Here is a 398-nt window from a genome sequence, read left to right as displayed (position 1 = left end):
TCTTCTTCTCCTCCCGCCCCACCACCACCCTCCCCATCCCCACACCAACCCCCCCCCCCTCCTCCCCTGCCCCATTCCCCTCCATCACCTCCCCCACCATACCCTCCACCATATCTTTCTCACTCACCCTCATCCACCTCACCCCCTCAACCCATCACCCTCCCACCCTCCATCACACTCACCCACCACCACTACCACATCATCCCCCACCACCGCATCCCCATCCTCCCCTCCACCTCCACCTCACCCCTCCCCACTTTCCTCCACACCTCCCACACATTCCCCTCCTCCCACACTCTCGACCCGCCCAGGCCCTCACCCTCCTCCTCACCCTCCTCACCCTCCTTCATCCCCCCCCTCACCGGTCCTCACAGTCTCCCCCATCTCCACCCCCTTCC

General features: G+C 65.1%; 1 protein-coding gene. It reads right to left on the bottom strand.

Going from position 1 to position 398, the window contains the following annotated elements:
* Positions 1 to 191 precede the first annotated feature (191 nt).
* Positions 192 to 350, bottom strand: coding sequence for a hypothetical protein (locus FS507_RS19875; RefSeq protein ID WP_186314748.1), 159 nt, complete (start codon positions 348 to 350; stop codon positions 192 to 194).
* Between the last annotated feature and the right edge of the window lie 48 nt (positions 351 to 398).

This window comes from Corynebacterium glyciniphilum AJ 3170 (genome assembly GCF_007673095.1).
In the GTDB taxonomy this organism is placed as follows: Bacteria; Actinomycetota; Actinomycetes; order Mycobacteriales; family Mycobacteriaceae; genus Corynebacterium.
The sequence above is the reverse complement of the archived record's forward strand: the minus strand, read 5'-3'. Positions and strand labels throughout refer to the sequence as shown.

Bases quoted from the DNA above. Each gene is read 5' to 3' on its own strand.
- FS507_RS19875 (WP_186314748.1), bottom strand. From the start codon at position 350: ATGAAGGAGGGTGAGGAGGGTGAGGAGGAGGGTGAGGGCCTGGGCGGG.